Source organism: Photobacterium proteolyticum (assembly GCF_001939735.1).
In the GTDB taxonomy this organism is placed as follows: Bacteria; Pseudomonadota; Gammaproteobacteria; order Enterobacterales; family Vibrionaceae; genus Photobacterium; species Photobacterium proteolyticum.
On record NZ_MJIL01000090.1, the window covers coordinates 73,895 to 93,751 of the forward strand.

The 19,857-nt window shown below is 48.6% G+C and carries 15 protein-coding genes and 1 pseudogene; 10 read left to right on the plus strand and 6 right to left on the minus strand.

The annotated features are described in order from the left end of the window. Positions 1-41: 41 nt before the first annotated feature. Together BIT28_RS20475 and BIT28_RS20480 are read right to left on the minus strand one after the other, a co-directional pair. Positions 42-1,076: a helix-turn-helix domain-containing protein gene (locus tag BIT28_RS20475; protein WP_075766801.1), complete on the minus strand. Its 1,035-nt coding sequence runs from the start codon at positions 1,074-1,076 to the stop codon at positions 42-44. A gap of 97 nt (positions 1,077-1,173) precedes the next feature. Next, the gene (locus tag BIT28_RS20480) at positions 1,174-1,455 is read right to left on the minus strand and encodes a hypothetical protein (protein ID WP_075766802.1); all 282 of its coding nucleotides are present in this window, start codon (positions 1,453-1,455) and stop codon (positions 1,174-1,176) included. Positions 1,456-1,659: 204 nt separating this feature from the next. Between BIT28_RS20480 and BIT28_RS20485 the strand changes: the two genes are divergently transcribed. The 4 genes from BIT28_RS20485 (at position 1,660) to BIT28_RS20500 (ending at position 6,671) form a co-directional block, all read left to right on the plus strand. Further along, positions 1,660-2,811 (plus strand): HlyD family secretion protein, encoded by a 1,152-nt coding sequence (locus tag BIT28_RS20485; protein WP_075767009.1) that lies wholly within the window; start codon positions 1,660-1,662, stop codon positions 2,809-2,811. Beyond that, on the plus strand, positions 2,801-3,832 hold the full coding sequence (locus BIT28_RS20490; RefSeq protein ID WP_075766803.1) for a DUF2955 domain-containing protein: 1,032 nt from the start codon (positions 2,801-2,803) through the stop codon (positions 3,830-3,832). The genes BIT28_RS20485 and BIT28_RS20490 overlap by 11 nt, the downstream gene beginning before the upstream one ends. 184 nt (positions 3,833-4,016) lie before the next feature. Next, positions 4,017-5,453 carry a Mur ligase family protein gene (locus tag BIT28_RS20495; RefSeq protein WP_083652004.1) on the plus strand — a complete coding sequence of 479 codons (1,437 nt, stop codon included), beginning with the start codon at positions 4,017-4,019 and terminating at the stop codon, positions 5,451-5,453. Positions 5,454-5,462: 9 nt separating this feature from the next. After that, positions 5,463-6,671: an MFS transporter gene (locus tag BIT28_RS20500; RefSeq protein ID WP_245823807.1), complete on the plus strand. Its 1,209-nt coding sequence runs from the start codon at positions 5,463-5,465 to the stop codon at positions 6,669-6,671. A gap of 521 nt (positions 6,672-7,192) precedes the next feature. On the opposite strand, the gene exaC is transcribed toward BIT28_RS20500, so the two are convergent. Then, positions 7,193-8,713: an acetaldehyde dehydrogenase ExaC gene (exaC, locus tag BIT28_RS20505; RefSeq protein WP_075766805.1), complete on the minus strand. Its 1,521-nt coding sequence runs from the start codon at positions 8,711-8,713 to the stop codon at positions 7,193-7,195. A gap of 296 nt (positions 8,714-9,009) precedes the next feature. On the opposite strand from exaC, the gene BIT28_RS20510 reads away from it, so the two are divergent. Beyond that, positions 9,010-10,806, plus strand: coding sequence for a sigma-54-dependent Fis family transcriptional regulator (locus BIT28_RS20510; protein ID WP_075766806.1), 1,797 nt, complete (start codon positions 9,010-9,012; stop codon positions 10,804-10,806). 4 nt (positions 10,807-10,810) lie between these two features. Here the strand turns inward: BIT28_RS20510 and BIT28_RS20515 are convergent. From BIT28_RS20515 to BIT28_RS20525, 3 genes and pseudogenes are all read right to left on the minus strand, one after another. Further along, a pseudogene (locus tag BIT28_RS20515) lies at positions 10,811-11,026 on the minus strand (LysR family transcriptional regulator); the annotation flags it as partial. 78 nt (positions 11,027-11,104) lie between these two features. Next, on the minus strand, positions 11,105-12,787 hold the full coding sequence (locus BIT28_RS20520) for a methyl-accepting chemotaxis protein (RefSeq protein ID WP_245823809.1): 1,683 nt from the start codon (positions 12,785-12,787) through the stop codon (positions 11,105-11,107). Positions 12,788-13,531: 744 nt separating this feature from the next. Beyond that, the gene (locus BIT28_RS20525) at positions 13,532-13,732 is read right to left on the minus strand and encodes a cold shock domain-containing protein (protein ID WP_075766809.1); all 201 of its coding nucleotides are present in this window, start codon (positions 13,730-13,732) and stop codon (positions 13,532-13,534) included. A gap of 706 nt (positions 13,733-14,438) precedes the next feature. Between BIT28_RS20525 and BIT28_RS20530 the strand changes: the two genes are divergently transcribed. The 5 genes from BIT28_RS20530 to murQ all read left to right on the plus strand — a co-directional run bounded on the left by BIT28_RS20530 (position 14,439) and on the right by murQ (position 19,805). After that, complete coding sequence (locus BIT28_RS20530; protein WP_075767011.1) at positions 14,439-14,762, plus strand: hypothetical protein; 324 nt, start codon at positions 14,439-14,441, stop codon at positions 14,760-14,762. Positions 14,763-15,137: 375 nt separating this feature from the next. Next, positions 15,138-16,538, plus strand: coding sequence for a tryptophanase (locus BIT28_RS20535; protein ID WP_075766810.1), 1,401 nt, complete (start codon positions 15,138-15,140; stop codon positions 16,536-16,538). A 323-nt stretch (positions 16,539-16,861) separates the two neighbouring features. Beyond that, complete coding sequence (locus BIT28_RS20540; protein WP_075767012.1) at positions 16,862-18,070, plus strand: ammonium transporter; 1,209 nt, start codon at positions 16,862-16,864, stop codon at positions 18,068-18,070. 185 nt (positions 18,071-18,255) lie between these two features. After that, the gene (locus tag BIT28_RS20545) at positions 18,256-18,471 is read left to right on the plus strand and encodes a hypothetical protein (protein WP_075766811.1); all 216 of its coding nucleotides are present in this window, start codon (positions 18,256-18,258) and stop codon (positions 18,469-18,471) included. A gap of 434 nt (positions 18,472-18,905) precedes the next feature. Continuing rightward, positions 18,906-19,805: an N-acetylmuramic acid 6-phosphate etherase gene (gene murQ / locus BIT28_RS20550; RefSeq protein WP_075766812.1), complete on the plus strand. Its 900-nt coding sequence runs from the start codon at positions 18,906-18,908 to the stop codon at positions 19,803-19,805. Positions 19,806-19,857: the final 52 nt, after the last annotated feature.

Here is a 19,857-nt window from a genome sequence, read left to right on the forward strand (position 1 = left end):
CTCCCGAAGAGGTTTGGCCGGGGGCGGGTCAGCTTGCTGGGCTATTCGCGGGAACTGTTTGCTAGCGGCTGCTCTTTGGATCTGAAGCGCTTGCGGTAGTCCTTGGGCGGAAAGCCGGTCAGCTTTTTGAATGCCCGTGAGAAGTGGGCAATGTCGGCATAGCCCAGTTCGGAGGCGATATCGGTCAGCGAGTATTGCCGGTTCTCCATCAGCTGGCAGGCGGTTGCCAGCATGATGTTTTCCCGAATGCTTTTGTAACTGGTGTTCTCCCCTGACAGACGGCGCTGCAGGGTACGGGGGCTGGTATTCATCAAAACGGCGGCTTGCTGAATCGACAGGGCTTGTCGGGACAGGTAAGGGGCCAGAGCCAGATACACGGTTTCGACATAGCTCAGAGGTTTCGGGTCATTGGCTTGTTTGTCGACTGGTGTGAAACGGACCGGCAGGTTGAAGGGCATTGCCAACAAGTCATTGGATAGTTCGATAGCTGCCAGGCTGCGGTTGCTATAGAGAACGGTGTCGGGACTGTTCAGAATCTCTGCCAACTTGTCGGCATTGGGTGATTGCACGGCAATACAGCCCGGTTGCCATTGGGTTTTGCTGGCAAAGCGGATAAATTCGATTAGGAACAAAATGGCAAAAATCTCTGCCCACAGAAAGCCTTCCGACACCTCTTTTGGCTTGTGGCGACAGAACCAGGGGGTGTCGTTGAAGTATTCGAGGCTGACTTTGGCGGAGGGGGAGTCATGTTGCACCGCTGTTTGCATCTGCTCGATGGCTTCACCTATCGATTTCGGATTGTGTAAGTGCCTGAGCATTTTCGGAATGAAGTATTCCCGGATAGCGGTTCGGAGCAAATTGCCATAATGATCGGGATCGGCCCTTTCGGCCATCATGGCCAGCAGGTGTTTGATTGGGGATTCGGGAACAAACTCATGGTGTGTCTGGAGGATGTCTTCGGGGAGTCCTGCTGTCTTGAGGAGCGGGTAGATATCAGCCTCGAAATGCTTGAGCATTTCAATCAGGGTCGCAGCATGGACGGTCTTGATCAGCGGGACCAGTTGGCCTTGGTTCATTCCTTTTACTCCGCGAGTGTACTCATCAACAGAGAGTATACTTGTCGGACTGCATCCTTGCAGCCCTAGAGAAGAGAGAGATTTATTGAGCTTGGAATCAAGCTTGAGTGATCTGCGGCTTTGGTGAAGTGCGGAAGATACTGATAACAGCTTCGACAGTATAGTAGCCGCAGATGGCGGTAAAGCTCAGTACGCTGACGCTCTCACCCATAGAGACCGAGGCACCGATCATTTCAAATAGCTCACCGCCAAACTTTCTGACATAGTCCAGCGCCCATTTGTACACCAAATAGAGCTTGGTAAGGGTAATAAACACCAGGTACGCCTTGCCGTAGGGAGTAAGCAGGAACTGTTTGATTTTGGCCCAGATGTTTTTCATCTTCATTTCTCGCTGTGATGTGGTTTGTCGAACGAGATGAAGTATAAAAAATGAACATTTTAATGCTTATCATTTTACGCCAAGGCTGGGCTTTAGTTTCTTTTTCCTGATGGCGTCAAATGATAAAAATAAATGTCAGGTCTAGATAGTATTGCGACACACATTTTATTGCTTGCAATGAGCAGTGAATCTGACGAGGTCGGAATGAGCCCAAAAGAACCGGAACTACAGCAATCGACATCTTCTACTGTTGCCGAAGAGACAAGCCACAACCATCAGGAGCCCGCAGCAGGGAGAAGCTTTTCTCCCCGCTTTGTTACCTTGATAGTGCTGTTGGTTTGTATCGGATTATTTGTCTTCTACCTGGTTGCAGACAGGATTATTCCCAGCACAGACATGGCACGCGTACAAGGTAACGTGATTCCGCTGGCTCCAATGGTTTCGGGTGAGGTGATCAAGGTGAACGTGGCACCCAACGATTTGGTACAGGCCGGTGAACCCTTGATAAAAATTGACTCGACCGATTATCTGATAGCTGTTAGGAAAGCAAAGCAGGGACTGGAGGAAGCCGGCAAGCAAATTGGCGTACAGACTGCGTCAGTGGAAGCAGCACAGGCCAAACTAGCTGATGCTCTGGTCAATCAGGATAATATCCGGCGGCAGGCAGGGCGTGTTCTGGCAATGGCTGATAAAGGTATAGTGACTCAGGCGGATGCTGATAAAACCCGTGCTGCAGTGGCGCATGCCAGGACGCAGGTGAAAACGGCCCGAGCAGAGCTGGTACAGGCTCAACAGAAACTGGGTAAGGCCGGCGACGAAAATACTGAGATGCAGATGGCTTTGCTGGCTCTGCAGAAAGCCCAGTTGGATTTGGAGCGAACGGTGATTCGGGCTCCGGCCATGGGCGGGGTGTCTAATTTTCGACTTGATGAAGGGACATACGCGAACAAAGGCCTGCCGTTAATGACTTTCGTCTCAGGTGAAGATAGCTGGATAGAGGCCTATTACCGTGAGAATAGCCTAGGCAATATCCGTAGCGGTGATTTGGTCGAAATCGCCTTGGATAATGCCCCTGGTAAAATCTTCCGGGGAAGGGTAGCCAGTATTGAATATGGTATTCACTGGGGCCAGCCTCAGGCTTCCGGTCAGTTGGCAACGGTTGCCAACCAGTCGGGATGGTTGCGACAGAGTCAGCGTTTTCCTGTGGTGATCCGTTTTGAAGATGATCGGCCAAGCGGTTTGCTGCGGGTCGGCGGCCAGGCTGATGTCATGGTATATACCGAGGGGGATTCCGTGTTGAATATATTCGGCAGGCTGTGGATCCGTTTTATTAGCTGGATGTCCTATGTCCGTTAATCGAACGGCAGTCGCAGAGGAATCTTACGGTTTACTTCGCCGTCGGATTTTCAGGTATACATTCGGCGTTATGCTGGCGACGGTACTGGCATACAGTATTAACTGGACGCTTGCCTATATCATGCCGGTGTTTGTAGCAAAGTTTTTTGTCGACAGACCGGTACCGACCCGGGAAACGTTTGATGAACTTTTTCTGGCGATGGTGGTGACAGTGCTCATTGCGCTGGGGGTCAGTAACGGGGTGACACAGTATCCGCTTATCCTGCTGTTGTTGATCGGGCTGCTGATGTTCTGGGCTTATTACCTGTTTCAGGATCCGCGATGGAACTTTTTTGCCATGATCCTGATGATTGCCGTGTTACTGGTGCCCTATATGGGGATCATTCATCCGGCTGCAGCGTTGCTGCTCGGCAAGGGATTGATGGTTTCCGGTATCGGGGCGGTGGTAATTTTCTGGCTGATGCACCAGATCCTGCCTGAACCGGTTTCCGTATCGGAGCTGCCCTCGGGGCAAAGCCGGAATGCAGAACAGTCAGAGGCCTTGCGTGTTGGTTATGCGTTGAAGGCGCTGGCAATTAGTTTCCCGGTCATTGTGTACTTCTACTATTTCCAGATTAGCGGTGCTCTGTTGACATTGGCATTTATCGGCATCCTGTCACTGCAGCTTACCCGGTCTGGCAGTATTAAGTTGAGCGCTTTCCTCCTAATGACCAATGTTGCAGGAGGGGGATTGGCAATTGTTGCCTATGAGCTATTAGTTATCACTCCCTGGTTCCCGTTTCTGTTGGCCATGATGACACTGTTTACTTTGCTGTTTGCACAAAAGCTGTACGAGGAGCCGCATAAGGCACCTGTGTATGCCGGTATCTTCTCTGCGATGCTAGTGGTATTTGGTTCAGTGATTTCTGCTAGTGGCAAAGAGATAGATGTCAGTTTCTATACGCGCATCGGCCAGATTCTGATGGCAAGTACATATCTGGTATTGGTGGCTTGGTTGGTTGACAGGCACGCTAGCGAGTAGAGTGATTTACCTGCTCTGTTACTTCTCTCCTATTGATGCCGCTCATAACGTTAATCAAGATGTTCGATTACATTGATGGGCAATGAACCCATACAATAACCTCATCGTTGCAAGAAGCGACGAGACGACAAATCGAATGCATACAAGGCCGCTGATTGCCTTAGCCTGAGCGACAGATATAACAATGAATAAATGCCACACAATGAACCTAAATGAACTGCGTCAGCTGGGTGCTGTCCGGTTTCAGAGCAATAGTCAGAAAATTCTTCCCGGCGATGTATTTGTCTGTCGTCAGGGCCCGAACTGGGACAGTCACCAGTCTGTCGATGAGGCGATCGGTAAAGGCGCTGTTGGCGTGATTGCCAACAAACCGTTAGAGCTTGATATTCCCTGCCTGCTGACACCCAGTTTTAGCAATAGTGTCAGTTTGATTAATCAGTATTACCAGTATCCGCAGGATAAGCTGATGCAAATTGGTGTGACGGGGACCAACGGCAAGACCACCGTCGCCTATTGCCTGAATGCTTTGCTGAACCGCCGGTTCAAGTCTGCCTACACCGGTACATTGGGCTGCCAGTACAGTGATGAACAGGTTGAGCTGGACAATACCACGCCTGATGCCATCAGTTTGCTCAATCTGTTTCATGCCATGGAGCAATCGGGGGTGACCCACAATGTGATGGAAGTGAGTAGTCACGCTCTGTCTCAGGATCGGGTCAGTATCGTCGACTTCGACGTAGTTGTCATTACCAATATCGGCAGTGATCACCTTGATTACCACCGAAGCAGAGATGATTACATTCAGGCCAAACTTCGCCTGATCGATCGCCTGAAGCCTGGCGGTGTGGCGATCATCAACCTTGATGATGAGCTGGCATTGGCGATGATCGAGCGCTGTCGCAGCAAGGCGCGGGTGGTGACCTTTAGTATGCAGGACCCGAGTGCGGATATGTTTGCCTCTGATATTGCCTCGTCGTGTCATGGCGGGCAGTTCAGACTGGATTATGAAGGGCAGCGGTATGCGGTAAGTACCTCCCTGCCGTTTAACTTCAATATTGAAAACTCCCTTGCGGTATTGGCCATGCTGACGGCTATGGATATTGAGATTTCAACAGCTGTTGAGATGCTGGCCACCATGGATCATGCCCCCGGTCGAAGCGAAGTCTACCCGTTGCAAAATGGTGCCACGGCGATTATCGATTATGCTCATAATTACGATAGCCTCCGTAACCTGCTGGATAATGTGAGGTGTCATAGCCAAGGCCGGGTATATACCGTGATTGGGGTTACGGGTGACCGGTTGGCCGATGCGGCTGCTATCGGTGAGTTGTGTAGCACGCATTCGGATCATGCGTTTTTTACCACCGACAACCCGTTGGGAGTGTGTCAGGAGGCTTTGTTTGCTGCAATGGGTAGCAAGGCGGTGAGTGGTAACAGCAGTACTCATCCGGACCGCGAGCGGGTGATCGAGCATGCTGTTTCGTGTCTGATGCCAGATGACGTGCTGTTGCTGTGTGGCAAAGGTCCGGAGAAATATCAATATATCAGCAGCAATAAAAACGCCCCTCAGCCCTATATCGGCGATTTTGAGGCGTTGATGCAGGCTGCTGGTCACAGGTAGGCAAACAACATGGCAGCTGAATCGATAAGTACGCCGCTTCCTATGCGGAAAAACACTACCTATCTGAAATTGCTCAGTGCCCAGGTTATTTCACTGATTGGTACCGGGATCAGCTCATTGACGCTGGCGCTGCTGGCCTGGGAGCTTGAGGCAGAAAATGCCAGTGTGGTGTTGGGAACGGCGTTTGCACTTAAGATGATCGCCTACGTTGGCCTGGCACCTGTTTTCGGTGCCATAGCCCATAAGTTGCCGAGAAAGCTGTTCATGTTTGCGCTGGATATCATCCGGGCAGGGCTGATCCTCTGTCTGCCGTTTGTTACCCAGAGCTGGCAGATTTATGTCCTGGTCTTTGTGATCAATGCCTGCTCGGCGGGCTTTACCCCGTTGTTTCAGTCTACGCTGCCGCAAATTCTGCCGGATAGAGATCAGTACGTCCGGGCGCTATCCTACAGTCGAATGGCGTATGATCTGGAACAGATCATCAGCCCCTTGTTGACGGCGATGCTGTTGCTGCTGATAGGTTTTCGCGATCTGTTCATTCTGGATGCATGTACTTTTGTTTTGTCGGGAGTGCTGATCATTAGCTGTACCCTGCCAGCGGTGCTGGCTGTTGATCACGGCAAGGGGGTTTGGAATAACCTTAAGTTCGGTATTCAGTCTTACTTGGCAACACCGCGACTTCGGGCTTTGTGGATTGCCTATTTGGCTGCCGCCGGAGCCAGTGCCATGGTGATTGTAAATACTGTTGTCTATGTCAATCAGATATTGCAAGGTGGAGACAGAGAAACGGCGCTGGCAATGGCCGTAGTCGGTTTTGGTTCTATGCTAATTGCACTCAAGCTGCCCGTCTGGCTGGAAAAACGTACTATCAGGCCGTTTATGCTTATCGGTGGTGTGAGTATTTCGCTGGCGCTGTTGCTGGGTATGCTGACACCGTCATGGCCAGGGTTTGTGGCTGTGTGTTTGTTATTGGGTATTGGTATGTCATGCATCCAGACTCCTGCTGGTGTATTGGTGACCCGTTCATGCAAAGAGGCAGATGCTCCGGCGTTTTTTGCTGCCCACTTTTCTCTGACGCACCTATGGTGGTTACTCACTTACCTACTGGCAGGATGGAGCAGTGCTGCGATGGGATTGTCGCTGTCGTATTTATTAATGGGGGCGTTATGCACAGTAAGCCTAGTTATGGTTAGTACACTATTCCCCCGGGAAGATTAGCTGCTAATGTAAGATTGACGAGGGTGAGGCAAAGTCGTTCGATAAAGAAAAAGCCACATTATGTGGCTTTTTCTTTGTGTGCTTGCTTCTTGTGGACTTTTATAGCCAATGACGATGTCGACATGCACCGTTCTATTTTTAGTTATTTTGCTCTGGCAGAGCCATGCTTATAGCTTAAATACTCGTCCGCACTGTGTGCAGCGGTGGATGGACTTATAAACCATACGTTGCCAGAAATTCCGCTTTACACGGACGATTTGGGTGCATTGGCATTCCATACGTGATACCCCTTCAACAAAACAATATTCGCGTAGTTTCTCAACCACTAGCTTTATACGCGCTGAATATTACATGCGTCTGGCACGTAAAGCTGTCGTTATTTACATTTTGTTACCGATCTTCAAAGGGACAAGGTAGCAGTGATGAGATATAGCGAAGATATGAGTAATTTATGACTCAACAATTAGCAGGCCTGTGGGGAGTAGGCCTGCTGGGACGATGGTTAGAAGTTAGTCAATGGGTTAAAAGAAGCCCAATGGGTTGACGTCATAGCTAACCAGAAGGTTCTTGGTGTTCTGGTAGTGGTCAAGCATCATCTTGTGGGTTTCCCTGCCGATGCCGGATTTCTTGTAACCGCCGAAAGCAGCATGTGCCGGGTAGGCGTGATAGCAGTTGATCCAGATCCGACCGGCTTCGATCTGACGGCCCATGCGGTAGGCAAGATTGGTATCCCGAGTCCATACTCCTGCACCAAGGCCGTACTCGGTATCGTTGGCAATCTCCAGTGCCTCGGCTTCATCTTTGAAGGTTGTGATTGCAATGACCGGGCCGAAAATTTCTTCCTGGAACACCCGCATTTTGTTGTTGCCTTTTAGCATGGTCGGCGCGATGTAGTAGCCTTGCTCCAAACCGCCACTCTGTTCGACGGCCTTGCCGCCCACCAGTACTTCAGCGCCTTCGTTGCGGCCGATTTCCAGGTAGCTCAGGATCTTGTCGAACTGTTCCTTTGATGCCTGGGCACCAACCTGGGTGTCTGTGTCGAGCGGGTTACCCTGCTTGATGCGCTGTGCGCGTTCGACAACTTTGGCGATGAATTCATCGTAAATAGACTCGTGGATCAAGACTCGAGAAGGACAGGTACATACTTCGCCCTGGTTAAAGAAGGCCAGCAGCATTCCCTCGATACACTTGTCGAGATAGGCATCTTCGTGATTGAAGATATCGGCAAAGTAGATGTTCGGTGACTTGCCACCAAGCTCGACGGTGGATGGGATCAGACTGTCAGCAGCACATTTTAGAATGTGGTTACCGACTTCGGTCGAGCCGGTAAAGGCCAGCTTGGCGATGCGGTTACTGGTGGCCAGTGCCTGTCCGGCTTCATGGCCGTAGCCGTTGACGACATTGACAACGCCGGCCGGGATCAGATCGCCGATGGTTTCCATCAATACCAGTATCGAAGTCGGTGTTTGCTCGGCTGGTTTAAGGACCACACAACAGCCAGCTGCCATCGCAGGTGCCAGTTTCCATGCTGCCATCAGCATTGGGAAGTTCCACGGAATGATTTGGCCGACGACACCAATAGGCTCCGGGAAGTGGTAGCTTGCCGTGTTGGCGTCGAGCTCGGCAGCTGAGCCTTCCTGTGCCCTGATACAACCGGCAAAGTAGCGGAAGTGATCAACGACCAGTGGTAGGTCGGCTGCAAGGGTTTCTCTTACTGGCTTGCCGTTTTCCCAGGTTTCGGCAACGGCCAGCATCTCGATGTTCTGCTCGATACGATCGGCGATTTTTAGCAAGATATTGGCGCGTTCGGTAACGCTGGTAGCAGCCCAACTGGCGCGTACATTGTGGGCGGCATCCAGTGCAAGATTAATGTCGGCTTCGCCTGACTTGGCAACCTGACAATAGGCTTCGCCGTTTACTGGCGAGACATTATCGAAATACTCTTCGTTGACAGGCTTAATCCATTCTCCGCCGATATAGTTGTCGTAATGAGGCTTGAATGTAATAACAGCATTGTCGGTTCCTGGTTGCGCGTAGATCATAGGTCGTTCCTTCTTTGCTTCTGTTCACGAAATAGTGGCTGTATTGATACAGCTGATTGTTTTTAAGCATGTTTTGTTGTGTTGCTCTTGTTTCCTACTAACGCAAACAGCAGGCCAAAATGGCAGACTTGTTGTTAATAAAATGTAACGCTATGATTAATAAAATGTAACGCTATGATTAATAAAATTTTATGAGATAACCTCTGCATTCACAGGTGAGAACGCCAGGCTGTTGAAATTGTTCAACTGTTACAAAATGGCACACTTGCTCTGTGACAACATGGAACAGTTAATTTATGCACTCATTCGTTGACTCTCCCCAGCATGACTGGCTGGAACAATCCTGGCGTCGTAGCCAGCAGGCTGGGCTTGACGAGCAGCACGTCCCAGAACACGTCCGGCTCGAGCAAGACCAGCTTGTTCTGCGGCAGTATCAAGCGAAGCATCTGACGGCGGCGGTTGAACAACTGGCCGTCCCCCTGTTCAACCAGATGTTTGCCGGTACCAACAGCCGCCTGATTTTGACTGACGGGGAGGGCGTGATTATCGGTGCATGGGGGCAGTCCCGATTTGAACAGCGCCTGACCAGTATTGCCCTTGAGTCGGGCGTTTGCTGGCAGGAGAGCCTGAAGGGAACCAATGCTATCGGAACGGCACTGGCCGACCAACGCTTTGTGATGGTGGTGGGGGATCAGCACTTTATTCGCAAGCACCGGTTTATCAGCTGTTCGGCCGGACCGGTGTTCAGCCCTTCCGGTGAGTTGCTGGGGGTGCTTGATATCACCAGCGAACAGAAAGTGCATTCGGAACAGACCCGGATGCTAATTCAGAATATGGTGCAGCTAATCGAGAACTGTCTATTGTGCCAGGTACCCAATGGCAAAATCAGGGTCGATGTGGCATTTGACAAGCAACTGTTAAACAGTGGTTGGCAGGGCATTGTTATTGCCGACGAAGCAGGCCATGTAGTCGCCCATAATGCCGTCGCGGCTCGTTTACTGGATCACCGGCGGATGCTGGGGTGTCATATCGACGCTTTGATGGACAACTCGTTGAAAACCGTCAGTCGTTCACTGGTTCCTTCTGGTGAGCTGGTATTTAATTGCCAGCCGATCCAAAAAGCGGAGACAGTACCCCGATCTTCTCCGGTGTATTCACCTTCCTGCCCGCTTCATTTTGGTGACAGCCGCATGGAGCAGGCGTGGCAGCAGGCCTGTAAATTGATTAACAAAGATGTCAGCTTGCTGATTTTAGGCGAGACGGGGGTCGGCAAGGGAGAGTTTGTCAAACAGCTGCACAGCCAGAGCCAGCGTCATACCGGCCCGCTGGTAGCGGTTAACTGTGGTGCGCTGCCGCAGGATCTGATTGAGTCGGAACTCTTCGGTTATGCGCCGGGGGCGTTTACCGGTGCCAGCAAGCAAGGCTATCAGGGCAAGGTACGCCAGGCCGATAAGGGGATTCTGTTCCTCGATGAAATTGCCGATATGCCGCTGGCAGCCCAATGCCGGTTATTACATGTGCTACAGGAAAAGGAAGTCGTGCCTATAGGCTGTAACCAGCCGAGCAAGGTGGATATCCAAATCGTCGCGGCGACCCATAAAAATCTTGATGAGCTGGTGGCACAAGGCCTGTTCCGCCAAGACCTCTATTACCGTTTGAATGGGTTGATCCTGACGCTACCCGCTTTGCGCGAGCGTCAGGATTGCGAGGCGTTGATCGCTGCTATTCACCGTAAACATCAAACGGCAGAACAGCATATCTGTGAACACCTGATGACGCTGCTGACGGCCTATCACTGGCCAGGCAATATTCGCGAGCTGGATAATGTATTGCGGGTGGCATCATTGCTGTCGGACGAGGCCGAGTTGCTTATGTTGAGCCACCTGCCGCAGCATATCGCTGAGCCTTTGTTGAAACAAGAAGCTGGTGGAAGGGCGGAAACGGCCACTGGCAAAGATCTGCGAACGACCATTTCCGATACGCTGCTGGAGACCTACCGAGCCAATAAGGGCAATATCAGCAAAACCGCGCGGATGCTGGGTGTCAGTCGTAATACGCTGTATCGCAAGCTCAGGAAGCTGGGGATTAGCTGACCGCAAGCGAGTTAAGCTGCTCATCAAGGTAATCAACCAGCATCCGGCCGACATCAGTGACTGATACTTTTCGGTTCATGCGGTAAAACAGCTTGGCTGCCAGCCTTGCTTCTAATGCGTTAATTTGGCGGCTGACCTGAGTCGTTGATATGCCGAGTCGTTTTGCTGCTGCGGTAAAGCTTTCCGCTTCGGCCACAGCAACAAACTCACTCCTTCCCAGTCAAATATTATTATACATACGTAAAGATAAAGACATCTTGAGGCTAATTACCTGCTAACAAAGAAATAATAGCGAGCCTTAGTTGAGCTTGAATTTACCCACAATGGCAGCGAGTTGAGCATTTACTGCAGCGATATTCGCTGTTTCTTCAGCGGTGTGCGTGCCGCCGCTATCAAGGCGGGTAACAATTTCGCTGATGGCTGCCATGTTCCGGCTTACTTCCTGTGTAACACTGCTTTGCTCTTCTGCCGCCGTCGCAATTTGTGCACTCAGATCGTTAATCTCAGACACATAATTGTTCATCGTTTCCAGGCTGGCAGCGACATCGGTGGCGCCGTTGGCTGTTTCCTGACAGCGGGCCTTGGTGTTATTCATTGCCTCAACCATCGATTGGTTGCCCTGCAGCAGTCGCTCCAGCGCTTCTTCGATTTCAGTGGTACTCGCCTTGGTTCGGCTGGCCAGGTTGCGAACCTCATCGGCAACAACGGCAAAGCCCCGGCCTTGATCGCCAGCACGAGCTGCCTCGATGGCCGCATTCAGCGCGAGCAGGTTAGTCTGCTCAGCTATCTCACCGATAACAGTCAAGATGGCATTGATGCTTTGCGTTTCATCACTCATTTTCTGGACATTGCTGGCTGCCGAATCAACGTCGTTGATTAGCGCCGAAACGGTTACCTGAGCCTGGTTGACGATACCTTTTGATTGCTCGCTGGTCAGATTTGCCTCTTGGGTGAATTGAGCGGCCTCTGCTGCATTGGCAGCGACCGACTCGGCTGTAGAATTCATTTCTTCTACGGCAGTGACAACTTGCTCGGTTTCAGTAACATGGTTTTGCAATATTTTTGTGTTGTCGTCAGTCTGGGCCTGAAGGGCGGCTACATTTGTATGCAGGTGGTGAGAGGCATCCTTAATTTCCAGCATCATTCTTTGCAGGCTTTCAATGAACAAGTTTATTCCATGTGCAATCTGGCCCAAGTCATCATCGGTTTTTACATCCAGGCGCTGGGTTAAATCCCCGTTACCTTGAGAAAGGCCGACGATAGTGTCTTTTAGTTGCAGAATAGGTGTATAGAGCCACCTTAGAAGCATCACTACCAGAATAATGCCGAATACAACAAAACCAATTGTCGTAAAGATTGCATCTTCACGGGCTGAGTCGAGAGAAGCGTAGGTGATCGATTTATCCAGCCCGATCATCAGGTACCACTTTTTATTACCAATGTTTATTTCGTGAGTAAACATCGTTTTATCTAACCCGGCGGAATTTATATAATCCCGAACTAATTGCTCACTCGAAACGGTTGAAAGTGCGATATCTTTTAGGTGTGAATAATTGGTGAGTTTTTTTCCATTTTCAACTGTGCCAGTCGATGTGGCGAGTATTGTTGTGTCACTATCAATAATCATTGAAACAGAACCTGGAATATCGATAGATTTGACGACATCATTTAATAAATCTAGTTCGATATCGCCTAATAATATTCCGTCATTTACTGTTTCACCAAAGCTGATCATTAACTTTTTGGTTGAGCTGTCGGCGTAGACATCAGTAAACATAACTCCAGAGCCATTGCTGACCTGTGCCCACCAAGGGCGTTTTCTTGGGTCGTAGGTGCTTGGGTTGGTATAGTTTACCCATTTTGGATCCGACGTGGACTTATAAGCAACGCCATCGTTAAAGCCAATCATTAAGTTACTGATATTAGCAATTGCAGCACCGTCAATCATGCGCTGGATATGTCCGTCGGTATAATTATTCACTTTATATTTCGACGCGAGATTATGTAAGCCTTGAGATTTCTGGTGGATGAATTCTTCAATGGATGAGCTTTGATCTCTGACAAACGTAACGGTTGAGCGTGTAACCTCGTTAATTAAACCGTCTCTTTGATTTAAGTAAGAAATATAGTTAGCCGCTCCAATTGACAAAACTGTCCATAATGCAATTGAAACGATCAATGAATGTTTAAATCCTAAACCCTTCATACAGCCTCATTTTGATTTTAATTTTATGATGCCCTTCTTCACTTGATTAATTAACAAATCTGTCAGTAAAGCAAATGAGAGAGAATATTTTATATCTATATATTTTGGGGTGGGCATAATACATAAAAATAGTTGTGAGTGAAATATACTCACAGAGAATGGTTTTATTATTTTCAAATTGGAACTTTATTTTCCATTAATGCTTATGATTTTCCATAATTATCTATAGGGTTTTATATTAATTTTTTGGTGCTTTTACTCTAATCGATAGAGCAATGTATTGGGTTGAGTTGAATTGTAGTTCTAACTACTGATATGGCTGGATACTACTAACGCGACGTCAAAATAATGACGATATGGGGAGTTTATTGCTTGTTATTTAGAATTTTATTTGTCTTTGGAAGAAAATCACAGAATTACTCATGATAATACAAAACAAAGCACTTATTTTTAATGTGAATAATTCTGACGCTGTGGCGACAGACCGTGCCACAGCGTAGGAAATACAGTTTTCTTCGCTTAGATAAAGCGGATATTGACTGCCTGTAGTTTGTTAGACGAGTCATCCATGATGAACTCGACCAAGCTGCCGGAAACAGGTTGGCAAGCACTGTTGATATTTACAGCATCAAAACGGATATCGCCGCCAAGATCGCAAGTAATTAGGCCAGTTTTGTCTTTGGTGTTGAAGCTACGGATAATACCGGTTTGTGAAATCATAATTTTTCCTTTTTGCCCAAACAATGCTTTAAGAGCGTTATGCTTGTGGCTATCAAATTGAGTAGATAAGTTAGTCCCGCAGCCTTCGGCTAGCGGTTGTTATCGTTTTAACTCATTGACCTTTATCTATTTACCGCTATGAGCTCACCCTACTCAAAAGCGCTTCACTGCATGGTCGATAGCAACGATACCAAACGAAGTCATTGTCTGAACCAATCAGAGTTGTTCAGTTTGTTTGGCATACACGACGGCAGTGGAAATAAATCATCGATATGATCTTTAGGAGGTTCTTCTTTACAGCAGGCTTTGGCGAGAAGCTAGGAGTGTGAAGTGTTCTTCGAAAATCATTTTCAGGTCTGAGTCGCAGACCACAAAACACTAACTATAAATTTGTATCCTGTAAACATTTTTCTTGCATAAAAATGTGACGTAAGTTTATGTGTAATGTTGTAATGTCTTCAAGGTTTTGATTTTTATGGCATTTGTCACATGTCGGCCGAAGGTGAGGATTACTTGGCTTCGCGTGAAACTATTAGTCTAACTCCCTCTCAGACCGGATATCATTCAAAATTCTTGCTCAAATTTTTCGAACAACACCTCTCAAAATACGTTATGGAGTGTGAGGTTCGTCACGCCTATGATGATTATCAACACGCAGACAGACTGCGTAACACCACACAGACAACAGCTCGAAAGTGAGGACGTTATGAAAAAATCAATTGCCGCTCTTATCCTAACCACAGCCACTTTTTCTGGTGCAGCTTTGGCCGATTTCCAACATGAACTGACATTGGATGTCTCACCACAAAAAGGCGGTGCCTGGGTCGTCGTTGAAAAAGCAGGTCAGCCACAAGCCGGTGCAACTGTAACCATCCTGGGTGATACGACCCAGTCTTATGTAACAACTGACAACGGACGTATTTTTGTTCACAGCAACGTGGAATCAGCGCGCTCTTTGACGTTTAAAGCCACTGATGATGATGGTAATAGTGTATCAGCGCAGCGCTTGATTCCGTCAAACCGTTCATGACCAAAACTGAATCTGGAACACGTTTTATTGGAAAAAGGTTTAATGGATAGACACGATCATTAGGCAGTCGCAATAAAGGGATTTTATTGCGGCTGTTTCGTTTATCGCCGACCTCTAACTATACTCAACGCAGGTTTCTGTTCGATATTAGCTCGTTAGCAGCTTGCTAACAGCCATACGTTATGGAAGGTGGAGATGATGAGCCAGACCTACTTGCATTCGCCAGACAGTACACTTGAGTTTCCGTCCTGGTATAACCAAGATTTTCGCCTGTCCCACGATTTTCCTTCCGCCTCAGCGTTATAACTCCATCATTTCCTGCATTTTTGTGCTCGTTCGTCAGCAGTTCGTAACGTTATCTATGAGGCAACGACAATGAAACGTATTCCAGAACCTTTTCGCATCAAAATGGTTGAGCCGATCCGTATGACCGATGAAAATGATCGTCGCGAGGCGCTAATCGAGGCTGGTTACAATCCGTTTATGCTAAAAAGCGAAGATGTCTATATCGATCTGCTGACCGACTCCGGCACAGGGGCGATGAGTGATACACAGTGGGCAGGCCTGATGATGGGAGATGAGTCCTATGCTGGTAGCCGTAACTATTTTCATTTGTGCGAGGCGGTAGAACACTTCTTCGGGTACAAGCTGACAGTTCCTGCTCACCAGGGGCGGGGAGCAGAACAGATCCTGTTTCCGTGTTTGATAGAACGAATGAAAACCGTCCGTGGTGGTGATAAGCCGGTGTTTATTTCAAATTATCATTTCGACACCACGGCAGGGCATGTTGAGCTCAACGGCGGCAAGGCGATCAATGTATTGACTGAGAAAGCTTTTGATACCGATACCTATGAAGACTGGAAGGGGAATTTTGACCTCGGCAAGCTCAAAGCGACGATTGAACATTACGGCTCGAAGAATATTGCCGCCATTATTACCACTGTCACCTGCAATAGCTCGGGAGGTCAGCCCGTATCGATGGCCAACATGCGGGCGGTGTATGAGATTGCGAAAAGCAATGATATTCCGGTGGTCATTGATTCTGCCCGCTACTGTGAGAATGCTTATTTTATCAAGCAGCGAGAACCGGGTTACGAGAACCGCTCTATCCTCGAGATCATCCGTGAAATGTATCAGTACGGCGATATGCTAACGATGTCGGCCAAAAAAGATCCTATGGTCAATATCGGCGGTCTCTGCTGTATCCGTGATCATGAGGAGCTATTTCAGGCCGTCCGTACCCGTTGCGTGCCGATGGAAGGCTTTGTTACTTATGGTGGTATGGCCGGGCGCGATATGGAGGCGCTGGCGCGGGGCTTGTATGAAGGGGCCGATGAGGACTTCCTGCACTATAGGATCAGCCAGGTTGAGTACCTTGGCGAACGACTTCGTCAAGGTGGGGTTCCAATCCAGTACCCGACAGGAGGCCATGCCGTATTTGTCGATGCCAAGAAAATCCTGCCGCACATTCCACCAGAGCAGTTTCCGGCCCACGCCCTGTGTAACGAGCTCTATCTTGAAGCCGGTGTCCGCGCGGTCGAGATTGGCTCTCTGCTGCTGGGACGCGACCCGGAAACGGGCAGGCAGAAGGAGACGCCGCTTGAGCTGATGCGGCTGACCATTCCGCGCCGGGTCTATACCAATGATCACATGGACTATATTGCTGATGCGTTGATCGCGGTCTGCAAACGGGCCAGTGACATTAAAGGATTGAGGTTTGAGTATGAACCACCGGTGTTGCGACACTTTACAGCCAGGCTCAAGCCGGTTGAGTAGTTGAGTAAATGACGAGCTGAATATTTATGGTGCAACTCATAATCGAAGCACTACAAAGGTGCACTTCCTGTTGGTTTGCACCAATTAAGAGCGCAAGCTTAAGTCACATTCAGGGCATCAAATGCAACTTTACGACTATCACTGATGTGTAATGCACAAATCACGTGCATCTTATTTTCCTGCTTATTTATTGTAAAACAATAGCTTAGATACATTCTGTGTTGGATAGTCCAAACTGGAACCCTAAAATGGGTCAATACGGCACAAAATCTGCAATATCCACAACGCAAACAAGATTAATCAACAAGGATGTGGAGACGTTTGTGGAAAACCTCAACAGTGCTGTAGAAATATTGATCCAAAGCTCGAACACGTTATTTATATTGTTAGGGGCAATCATGGTCCTTGCCATGCATGCCGGTTTTGCCTTTTTAGAAGTAGGAACAGTCAGACAAAAAAACCAAGTTAATGCGCTCGTAAAAATCATCGCCGATTTCGGCTTTTCTGCGATTGCTTATTTCTTTATTGGCTACTGGGTTGCTTATGATATTACCTTTTTGTCCAGCGCCGAGCAGTTAAGTGCCAACAGTGGCTATGAGTTGGTGAAGTTCTTCTTCTTGATGACGTTTGCTGCAGCGATCCCCGCGATAATATCGGGCGGTATTGCAGAACGTGCTCGTTTCTATCCTATGTTGGTCGGGTCGTTTTTCACGGTAGGGTTGGTCTATCCGTTTTTCGAAGGGGTGATCTGGAACGGCAATTATGGTTTTCAGGATTGGTTGACCGAGACATTTGGCGCAGCATTCCATGACTTTGCCGGTTCGGTGGTTGTTCACGGCGTCGGTGGCTGGATCGCCCTGGTGGTGGTAGCCATGCTGGGGATCCGAAATGGCCGTTATCGTGGTGGTCGCCTGGTAGCCTTTGCGCCTTCTAACATTCCGCTATTGGCTTTGGGAGCCTGGGTTCTGACCGTTGGCTGGTTTGGCTTTAATGTGATGTCGGCACAGACCATGGATGGCATCAGCGGATTGGTAGCCGTGAACAGTTTGATGGCGATGGTCGGCGGGATCATTACCTCTCTATTTGTTGGTAAAAACGACCCCGGCTTTATTCACAATGGTCCGTTAGCCGGTTTGGTTGCCGTCTGTGCTGGATCTGATCTGATGCATCCCGTTGGTGCTCTGGTTACCGGTGCGGTGGCGGGTGCCTTGTTTGTCTGGTTATTTACCTACATCCAGAACAAGCTCATGCTTGATGATGTTTTGGGTGTATGGCCGCTGCACGGTGTATGTGGTGCATGGGGCGGTATCGCAGCTGGTATTTTCGGTAGCGAGGCGTTTGGCGGGCTAGGCGGGGTTAGCTTAGCAAGCCAGTTCGTTGGTACTTTAGCTGGTATCATCGTTGCCGTTGTCGGTGCCGCTATTGTCTACGGGATTATTAAGAAGACGGTTGGTCTGCGCCTGACAGATGAAGAAGAGTACAACGGTGCTGATCTGTCTATCCACAAAATTGGGGCAATCAACTTAGACTAACTGCGATAACCTGATGTTTCTTATTAATGCCTGACCACATGTCAGGCATTTTTTTGCCTTCTGAGCACACAAATGAACAAAATGGATTAGACTTAAGTGACAATTTTGTCACCTAACCAGCAGTATTCAGCGTCTAAGAATATGCATGATGTTTTAATCTCTTCCTGTAGATGAGGCAGTAGAACATGTTTAAGTTGTATGCAAGCTTTTCTGTTAAACATCCGGTCATTCATGCAGTTAACTTATTAATTGTTAATGTTTTCTTCTTATTTTGCTGTTACCAACTCATTGAAAACGAAAAGATAGAATATGCACCAGGGTTATTAGTTGTGATGGTGTTTATTGTTATTTTCGCCAAAGCGGCAGACTACAGAACTAAGTATTTAACCTTTGATAAGTAATAGTTAATTCTTAATATAATCTCATTAGATTGGTACTTATTTATTATGCAAGTTAGCCCTACTAACTAGGCATATTCTAGATGTAGCTATGTTGCCCCTGCCGTTTATCTCGTAGAATTACAGACAATATACCCAAACTACCTCAATATGCAGGATTCAGAGTGAGACCAGCGAGCTCAGTTCAAGGAAAATGACGGTAGGAATGGCTTTCCCTTTCAACGTTATTTGACACAGAAATGGGGTCGCTGGCTCACTCCCAAAGGGCGAGTTCCAGTTCTATTAAATAGATAGGGGCTTCTATGCGTTGTTACCGATTATTAATTTAGAGCCACTAGATTTTCTAATCTGTGCCTAGCCTACAAGCCAAGTAATTCTCGCTGAAACGAGCATTTTGAGGTAGCTTGGGTATAGTGATTGTGACTGTAGAGTTCCCGATGAAGATTGACCTATCCAAAATGGTGACGGAAAGCCGTAACACCGCCAGCCAGCACATTGATACCTTGTCGACGATCGACATGTTGAAAGTGATTAATGACGAAGATAAAAAGGTAGCTTTGGCGGTCGAACAGGCGTTGCCGGACATTGCCCAGGCTGTGGATGTGATTGCTGCAGCTTTTCAAAAAGGCGGACGACTGATTTACTCAGGTGCTGGCACTTCCGGCCGGCTGGGTATTCTGGATGCCAGTGAGTGCCCGCCAACTTATGGCACCAAGCCTGAACAAGTGATAGGTCTGATTGCCGGTGGACATCAGGCTATCTTCAAAGCGGTCGAAAATGCCGAAGATAACCGCGAACTCGGCGCAGGCGATCTTAAGGCGCTCAATTTCAATCAGCACGACGTGTTGGTTGGGATTGCAGCCAGCGGGCGGACTCCGTATGTGCTGGGAGCGATGAGCTATGCCAAGTCTGTGGGTGCCACCGCTGCCTGTATCAGCTGTAACCCTCAAAGCGCGATGACGGAGCTGGCAGATATCAGTATTACGCCGATAGTCGGTCCTGAAGTGGTAACAGGATCATCCCGGATGAAAGCGGGCACGGCGCAGAAGCTGGTACTCAATATGCTGACCACCGGGGCAATGATCCGAATTGGTAAAGTGTATGGCAACCTGATGGTTGATGTTGAAGCTACCAATGCCAAACTTGTCGAGCGACAAAAGAAGATTGTAATGGAAGCCACTGAGTGTAACCGTGAAGAAGCAGAAACCGCGCTGGAGGCTTGTAACGGTCATTGTAAGACCGCCATTGTGATGATCTTGGCTCAGCTGTCTGCTGAAGAAGCTAAATCACTGCTGGTCAACAATAACGGCTTTATCCGTAAGGCGATTGAACGCTGATATTCGGCATTTTGCTCCTCTTCATTGCTATTGAAGAGGAGCTTCATAATTC

Excerpts from the sequence above, each read along its gene's own strand:
- BIT28_RS20480 (WP_075766802.1), bottom strand. The coding sequence starts at position 1,455 with ATGAAAAACATCTGGGCCAAAATCAAACAGTTCCTGCTTACTCCCTAC.
- BIT28_RS20485 (WP_075767009.1), top strand. The coding sequence starts at position 1,660 with ATGAGCCCAAAAGAACCGGAACTACAGCAATCGACATCTTCTACTGTT.
- BIT28_RS20495 (WP_083652004.1), top strand. The coding sequence starts at position 4,017 with ATGAATAAATGCCACACAATGAACCTAAATGAACTGCGTCAGCTGGGT.
- BIT28_RS20525 (WP_075766809.1), bottom strand. The coding sequence starts at position 13,732 with ATGATTTCACAAACCGGTATTATCCGTAGCTTCAACACCAAAGACAAA.
- murQ (WP_075766812.1), top strand. The coding sequence starts at position 18,906 with ATGAAGATTGACCTATCCAAAATGGTGACGGAAAGCCGTAACACCGCC.
- BIT28_RS20475 (WP_075766801.1), bottom strand. The coding sequence starts at position 1,076 with ATGAACCAAGGCCAACTGGTCCCGCTGATCAAGACCGTCCATGCTGCG.
- BIT28_RS20535 (WP_075766810.1), top strand. The coding sequence starts at position 15,138 with ATGAAACGTATTCCAGAACCTTTTCGCATCAAAATGGTTGAGCCGATC.
- BIT28_RS20500 (WP_245823807.1), top strand. The coding sequence starts at position 5,463 with ATGGCAGCTGAATCGATAAGTACGCCGCTTCCTATGCGGAAAAACACT.
- BIT28_RS20545 (WP_075766811.1), top strand. The coding sequence starts at position 18,256 with ATGTTTAAGTTGTATGCAAGCTTTTCTGTTAAACATCCGGTCATTCAT.
- BIT28_RS20510 (WP_075766806.1), top strand. The coding sequence starts at position 9,010 with ATGCACTCATTCGTTGACTCTCCCCAGCATGACTGGCTGGAACAATCC.
- exaC (WP_075766805.1), bottom strand. The coding sequence starts at position 8,713 with ATGATCTACGCGCAACCAGGAACCGACAATGCTGTTATTACATTCAAG.
- BIT28_RS20490 (WP_075766803.1), top strand. The coding sequence starts at position 2,801 with ATGTCCGTTAATCGAACGGCAGTCGCAGAGGAATCTTACGGTTTACTT.
- BIT28_RS20530 (WP_075767011.1), top strand. The coding sequence starts at position 14,439 with ATGAAAAAATCAATTGCCGCTCTTATCCTAACCACAGCCACTTTTTCT.